The organism is Streptomyces sp. NPDC085524, assembly GCF_044541755.1.
GTDB lineage: Bacteria > Actinomycetota > Actinomycetes > Streptomycetales > Streptomycetaceae > Streptomyces.
The window spans coordinates 368,652-374,935 of sequence record NZ_JBITTH010000005.1; the positions used below are offsets into that span (position 1 = coordinate 368,652).

Annotated in this window: 7 protein-coding genes and 1 riboswitch; of the genes, 3 read left to right on the forward strand and 4 right to left on the reverse strand. The window is 73.2% G+C overall.

Translation table 11 applies throughout. From position 1 onward, the window contains the following. Nucleotides 1-26: 26 nt before the first annotated feature. The 4 genes from metF to ACIGFK_RS10440 form a co-directional block, all read right to left on the reverse strand. Entirely contained in the window at nucleotides 27-941 is a 915-nt protein-coding gene (metF, locus tag ACIGFK_RS10425) for a methylenetetrahydrofolate reductase [NAD(P)H] (protein ID WP_376659466.1), read from the reverse strand. A gap of 78 nt (nucleotides 942-1,019) precedes the next feature. Beyond that, nucleotides 1,020-1,658, reverse strand: a complete 639-nt coding sequence (gene thiE / locus ACIGFK_RS10430) for a thiamine phosphate synthase (RefSeq protein ID WP_386471930.1) — start codon at nucleotides 1,656-1,658, stop codon at nucleotides 1,020-1,022. An 85-nt stretch (nucleotides 1,659-1,743) separates the two neighbouring features. Beyond that, nucleotides 1,744-2,109, reverse strand: a complete 366-nt coding sequence (locus ACIGFK_RS10435) for an Rv2175c family DNA-binding protein (protein WP_376659464.1) — start codon at nucleotides 2,107-2,109, stop codon at nucleotides 1,744-1,746. Nucleotides 2,110-2,311: 202 nt separating this feature from the next. After that, complete coding sequence (locus ACIGFK_RS10440) at nucleotides 2,312-3,559, reverse strand: NAD(P)/FAD-dependent oxidoreductase (RefSeq protein ID WP_400051228.1); 1,248 nt, start codon at nucleotides 3,557-3,559, stop codon at nucleotides 2,312-2,314. Nucleotides 3,560-3,640: 81 nt separating this feature from the next. Then, nucleotides 3,641-3,752, forward strand: a riboswitch (TPP riboswitch). Here ACIGFK_RS10440 and thiO point away from each other — a divergent pair. From thiO to ACIGFK_RS10455, 3 genes are all read left to right on the forward strand, one after another. Next, complete coding sequence (gene thiO / locus ACIGFK_RS10445; RefSeq protein ID WP_386471936.1) at nucleotides 3,750-4,985, forward strand: glycine oxidase ThiO; 1,236 nt, start codon at nucleotides 3,750-3,752, stop codon at nucleotides 4,983-4,985. Its footprint overlaps the riboswitch before it by 3 nt. Continuing rightward, complete coding sequence (gene thiS / locus ACIGFK_RS10450) at nucleotides 4,982-5,182, forward strand: sulfur carrier protein ThiS (protein WP_376659461.1); 201 nt, start codon at nucleotides 4,982-4,984, stop codon at nucleotides 5,180-5,182. Before thiO ends, thiS begins: the two co-directional genes overlap by 4 nt. Before the next feature lie 5 nt (nucleotides 5,183-5,187). Further along, nucleotides 5,188-5,982: a thiazole synthase gene (locus ACIGFK_RS10455; RefSeq protein WP_400051229.1), complete on the forward strand. Its 795-nt coding sequence runs from the start codon at nucleotides 5,188-5,190 to the stop codon at nucleotides 5,980-5,982. Nucleotides 5,983-6,284 lie beyond the last annotated feature (302 nt).

Sequence of the window (6,284 nt, forward strand, 5' to 3'; positions counted from 1 at the left end):
TACGGCCGCCCATGGCGTACGGCCGGTCAGGCCCGCTGGTGCAGGCCCAGGTTCTCGTAGATTTCGAGAGTCGCCGTGGAATTGTTCAGCGTGATGAAGTGCAGCCCCGGTACACCCTCGGACAGCAGCCGCGCGCAGAACTCCGTGGCGAACTCGATGCCAATGGAGCGTACAGCGGCCGGGTCGTCCTTGACCGCGAGCATGCGCTCTTTCACGTCCGCAGGGAAGACTGCGTTGCTGAGTTGGGGCAGCCGGTCGAGCTGCTTGATGCCCACAACAGGCATGATCTCGGGGATGATCGGGGTGTCGCAGCCCGCCTTCTCGACGCTGTCGCGCAGCCGCAGATAATTCTCCGGATCGAAGAACATCTGGGTGATGGCGTAGTCGGCGCCGGCGCGGCACTTGTCCACGAAGTGCCGGATGTCCGTGTCCCAGTCCTCCGAACGCGGGTGCATCTCGGGGAAGGCCGCGACGCCGACGCAGAAGTCGCCCGACTCCTTGACGAGCCGGACGAGGTCCGCGGCGTAGTGCACGCCCTCGGGGTGCGCCACCCACTCGCCCATGGGGTCGCCCGGCGGGTCTCCGCGCAGGACGAGCATGTTCCGGATGCCGGCGTCGGCGAACTGGCCGATGACGTGGCGCAGCTCGGCGACCGAGTGGTCGACCGCCGTGAGGTGCGCGACGGGGGTCAGGGTGGTGTCCGAGGCGATCTGCTCGGTGGCGCGGACGGTGCCGCCGCGGGTCGAGCCGCCGGCGCCGTAGGTCACGGAGACGAAGCTGGGGGCTACCGCCTCCACCCGGCGCAGCGCGTTCCAGAGGTTGCGTTCGCCCTTCTCGGTCTTCGGCGCCCAGAACTCGAAGGAGTAGGAGCGCCCGGACGCGAGGAGGTCCCGGACCGTGTGTGCACGGTCCGACCAGGTGGAAGCGGTACCAAAGGCCATACGGGCAGGTTAGACGCGGCATGGCACAGCCCGAAGCGGTGTCCGCCTTTTGGACACGTTTTTGGACACCCCGCGGCGCTACCCCAGGCGGGCCCGTACGCGCTTGGCCAGGTCGGCGGCGGCCGCACCCGGGTCGGAGGCCTCCGTGAGCGCGCGGACGACGACCACGCGGGTGGCTCCGGCGTCCAGCACCTCGTCCAGGTTCGTGGCGTCGATGCCGCCGATGGCGAACCAGGGCCGGTCCTGCTGCAGCGAGGCGGCGTACCGGACGAGCCCGAGGCCGGGGGCGTAGCGGCCGGGCTTGGTGGGGGTGGGCCAGCAGGGGCCGGTGCAGAAGTAGTCCACGCCGGGTTCGGCGGCGGCCGCGTCGACCTCGGACTCCGCGTGGCAGGAACGGCCGATCAGCACCCGCTCGCCGAGGATGGCGCGGGCTGCGGGGACGGGGATGTCGCCCTGGCCGAGGTGCAGGACGTCGGAGCCGATGGCGTGGGCGACGTCGGCGCGGTCGTTCACGGCGAGGAGCTTGCCGTGCCGGCGGGCGGCCTCGGCGAACACCTGGAGGTGTTCGAGCTCCTCCCCGGCCTCCATGCCCTTGTCCCGGAGCTGGACGATGTCCACGCCCCCGGCGAGCACGGCGTCCAGGAACTCGGGGAGGTCACCCTGCTTCTTGCGGGCGTCCGTGCACAGGTAGAGCCGGGCGTCGGACAGCTGCTGCATGGGTGTACCCCCCGTGATGGAGGCGGTGTACGGGCGCGAAGGCCCGTACACCGCGGTGGAGCGGAAGCGATGCGTTTCTTTCGGGTCAGAGGGCGAGCGCCTGGGCGCGGCGCTTCACCTCCGTGCCGCGATTCTCGCTCAGCGCCTGCGCGGGGGTGCCGGGCAGGGTCGGATCCGGGGTGAACATCCACTCCAGGATCTCTTCGTCGCTGAAGCCGTCGTCGCGGAGCACCGTCAGCAGGCCGACCAGGCCCTTGACGACCTTGTCGCCGTCGATGAAGGGCGCGGGCACCTGGAGGGAGCGGTTCTCGCCGCGGCGTACGGCGACCAGCTGACCTTCCTTGACCATCTGGCGGACCCGGGTCACCTCGATGCCGAGCATCTCCGAGATGTCGGGGAGGTACAGCCAGGAGGGGACAAGGGCATCGATCTTTGCGTCAATCTCGGTCACACCCCAAGCCTGCCATCTCGGCTCCGCCGCCGGTACCCGAGCCACCCCGTCCGGGGTGCCGCCCGGGGCGGAGCCCCGGGTCTTTCCAGCCCGTCCGGCGTTTGAGGACCGGGGTCCGGGCAGAGCCCGGGGAACGGTGGAGGGGCGGGTTGGGGGACACGGCCCCGCGCAGCGGCCCCCGACCCCGCCCCCGCTCACGCAGCTACCCGGCGGCGGCCGACTTCAGCGGCACCCCGGGGTCGGAGACCTTGGCGGGATCCACGGCCACCCCCGTCTCGATCAGCCGCCGCCCCTGCGCCAGATCCCGCGGCCGCCCCACCGCGAGCACCGCGACCAGCGCACCGCCCTTCAGCCAGCACACCGACCAGGTCTCCCCGTCCGGATCCCCCCGCCACAGCAGCTCGTCCGCCCCGCCGTGATGCCCGGCGTACTGCACGAAGCGCCCGAACTGCTCCGACCAGAAGTACGGGACGGGGTCGTACACCGCACCCGGCTCACCCGCGCCGGGTTCCGCGCCGGCCCCCGCCAGGATGTTCGCCGCGACCGCCCTCGGCCCCTGCAGCGCGTTGTCCCAGTGGTGCACCAGCAGCCGCGCCCCGTACCGCCCCGAGGGGAACGACGCGCAGTCGCCGACCGCGTACACCCCCGGCACGGAGGTGCGCAGGTACTCGTCGGCGGTGACCGACCCGTCCGCCCCGAGCTCCACGCCGGTCCCGGCCAGCCACCCGGTCGCGGGGCGGGCCCCGATGCCGACGACGACCGCCCCGGCGGCCAGCTCGCGGCCGTCCGCCAGCCGCACCCGGCCCGCCTCGACCCCCGCGACCTTCGCGCCGGTGACCAGCTCGGCGCCGGCCTCCCCGTACCAGCGCCCCATCGGCGCGGCGACCTCCTCCGGCAGGGCCCCCGCGAGCACCCGGTCGGCGGCCTCGACCACCGTCACCGCGCAGCCCGCCTCCCGGGCCGCGGTGGCGAACTCGGCGCCGATCCAGCCCGCCCCGACGACCACGACCGAGGGGGCCTCCGCCAGGACCGGGCGCAGCCGGGCCGCGTCGTCGAGGGTGCGCAGCAGGTGCACGCCGGGGACGCCCTCCGTCCCCGGAAGGGTCAGCGGCTCGGCTCCGGTGGCCAGCACGAGGACCTCGTACGGGACCGGCCCCGCCTCGGTGTCCAGTTCCCGTTCGGCGGCACGCAGCCCCGTGACCTCGGTGCCGAGCCTGAGCTCGATGCCGAGCCCCTCGAAGTCCACGTCGAAGGCGGAGTCCTCGGCCTTGCCGAGCAGGACCGCCTTGGAGAGCGGGGGCCGGTCGTAGGGCTGGTGCGGTTCGGCGCCCAGCAGGGTCACGGGGCCGGCGTAGCCCTGCTCCCGCAGGGCCACCGCGGTCTGCACACCGGCCATTCCGGCGCCGACGATCACGACGCCGCTCTGATAGTTCTCCGTCTGCTCACTCACCCGGACACCCTAATCTTCTGACGCTCCGTCAGGAATAGGTGCCGCCTTACCCGCCGTCGGCGGCCGGGTTAGTCTGGCCACCGTACCTATCGCGGGAGTCCGGCGCACCGGGCTGAGAGGGAGGCTGGACGGCCTCCGACCGTACGAACCTGATCCGGGTCATGCCGGCGAAGGGAGGGGCTGGACGCCCATGCTTTCATCTCGGAATCGAACGGGACCCGGAACGGGACCCGGAACGCAATCCGGAAACGGACTCGGAACGGGATCCGCAACGGGATCCGACGTCCTCGTCATCGGCGGCGGGATCATCGGCCTGGTCACCGCCTGGCGGGCCGCCGAGCGCGGCCTGCGGACCGTGCTCGCCGACCCGGCCCCCGGCGGCGGCGCCGCCCAGGTCGCGGCCGGCATGCTCGCCCCCGTCACCGAACTGCACTACGGCGAGGAGGCCCTGCTGGGCCTCGGCCTCGCCTCCGCCGAGCGCTATCCGCAGTTCGCCGCCGAGCTCGCCGAAGCCAGCGGCGGCATGGACATCGGCTACCGCGCCTGCGGCACCCTCGCCGTCGCCCTCGACTCCGACGACCGCCTCCACCTGCGCGAACTGCACGCCCTGCAGCGCCGCTGCGGCCTGGAGTCCGAATGGCTCACCGGCCGCGAGTGCCGCCGCCTGGAGCCCATGCTGGCCCCCGGCGTCCGCGGCGGCCTGCGCGTGGACGGCGACCACCAGGTCGACCCGCGCCGGCTCGCGGCCGCCCTGCTCGCCGCCTGCGAGCGGGCCGGGGTGATCATCCACCGGGCGAACGCGGAACGGCTCCTGGTCACCGCCGACCGCGCGGCCGGCGCCGTACTGGACGACGGTACGGAGCTGCACGCGAGCCAGGTGGTCCTCGCGGCGGGCTCGCTGAGCTGCAAGCTGCCCGGCGTGCCGCCGGAGGCCGCCGTACCCGTCCGGCCGGTCAAGGGCCAGGTCCTGCGGCTCTCCGTACCGGCGGCGTACGCACCGTTCCTGTCCCGGACCGTACGGGCCGTCGTACGCGGCAGCCATGTCTACCTGGTGCCGCGCGAGAACGGGGAACTCGTCCTCGGCGCCACCAGCGAGGAACTCGGCTGGGACACCACCGTCACCGCCGGCGGGGTCTACGAACTCCTCCGCGACGCCCACGAGCTGGTGCCCGGCATCACCGAACTCCCCCTCGTCGAGACCAAGGCCGGCCTGCGCCCCGGCTCCCCCGACAACGCCCCGCTGCTCGGCCCCACCGAGCTGCCGGGCCTGCACCTGGCCACCGGCCACTACCGCAACGGGGTCCTGCTCACCCCCCTCACCGGCGACGTCCTGGCGGAGCTGCTGACCACCGGCGAACTCCCGCCGATCGCCCGCCCCTTCTCCCCCCGCCGGTTCTCCGCCGCACGTCAGGAGTCCTACGCATGACCATCTCCGTCAACGGCGAGCCGCGCGAGATCGCGGCCGGCACCACCCTGGACTCGGTGGTCGCCACCCTCACCACCGCCCCCTCCGGGGTCGCGGCCGCGCTCAACGAGACCGTCGTGCCGCGCGGCCAGTGGCCCGCCACGGCGCTGGGCGACGGCGACCGGGTCGAGATCCTCACCGCGGTCCAGGGAGGCTGAACGACATGGCGGACGACCTCTTCACCCTCGGCGGCCGGACCTTCTCCTCCCGCCTGATCATGGGCACGGGCGGGGCCCCGAGCCTGGACGTCCTGGAGCGCGCACTGGTCGCGTCCGGCACGGAGCTCACGACCGTCGCGATGCGCCGCCTGGACCCGACGGTCCAGGGGTCCGTCCTCTCGGTCCTCACCAAGCTCGGCATCGCCGTCCTCCCCAACACCGCGGGCTGCTTCACGGCGGGCGAGGCCGTCCTGACGGCGCGCCTCGCGCGGGAGGCCCTGGGCACGGACTGGATCAAACTGGAGGTCGTCGCGGACGAGCGAACCCTCCTGCCCGACGGCGTCGAACTCCTCGACGCGGCCGAGGTCCTGGTCGACGAGGGCTTCACCGTCCTCCCCTACACCAACGACGACCCGGTGCTGGCGCGCAAGCTCGAGGACGTGGGCTGCGCGGCGATCATGCCGCTCGGCTCCCCCATCGGGTCGGGCATGGGCATCCGCAACCCGCACAACTTCGAGCTGATCACCGAGCGCGCGGGCGTCCCGGTCATCCTCGACGCCGGGGCCGGGACGGCCTCGGACGTGGCCCTCGCCATGGAACTCGGCTGCGACGCGGTGATGCTCGCCTCCGCGGTCACCCGCGCCCAGTCCCCCGCCCTGATGGCGGCGGCCATGCGGGACGCGGTCTCGGCGGGCCGCCTGGCCCACCGCGCGGGCCGCATCCCCCAACGCCGCTTCGCCGAGGCCTCCTCCCCCACGGAGGGCCGCGCCGCCCTGGACCCGGAGCGGCCGGCGTTCTGAGGGGTACGGGGTTCCGCGGGGGCGGGACCTCATCCCCTGCGACCCCCACCCGCACCCAGCGGCTGCCCACCCACCACCACGCGGGGTGACGCGGAGCCGAACCGTCCTGTACGGCGGGGTCGAGCGATGGCAGGGCCCGAGTCGGCCGGAATCAGAGAAGCCTTGGGGCTTTCCCGTCAGTCCCATAGTCCTTCCGTGGCGGGCCGCCCTGTCAAGGGCGCTCCGTAAGGTGTTGGGTGGTCCGGGAGGGCTGGGTGTGGCTGAAGGGTGCTTGCCTTTTGTGGCTGAGAGGGAGTGGCCGC

What these genes read in the sequence shown, in the direction of transcription:
- ACIGFK_RS10455 (WP_400051229.1), top strand. Translation starts at nt 5,188, where the DNA reads ATGGCGGACGACCTCTTCACCCTCGGCGGCCGGACCTTCTCCTCCCGC.
- thiE (WP_386471930.1), bottom strand. Translation starts at nt 1,658, where the DNA reads ATGCAGCAGCTGTCCGACGCCCGGCTCTACCTGTGCACGGACGCCCGC.
- thiO (WP_386471936.1), top strand. Translation starts at nt 3,750, where the DNA reads ATGCTTTCATCTCGGAATCGAACGGGACCCGGAACGGGACCCGGAACG.
- thiS (WP_376659461.1), top strand. Translation starts at nt 4,982, where the DNA reads ATGACCATCTCCGTCAACGGCGAGCCGCGCGAGATCGCGGCCGGCACC.
- metF (WP_376659466.1), bottom strand. Translation starts at nt 941, where the DNA reads ATGGCCTTTGGTACCGCTTCCACCTGGTCGGACCGTGCACACACGGTC.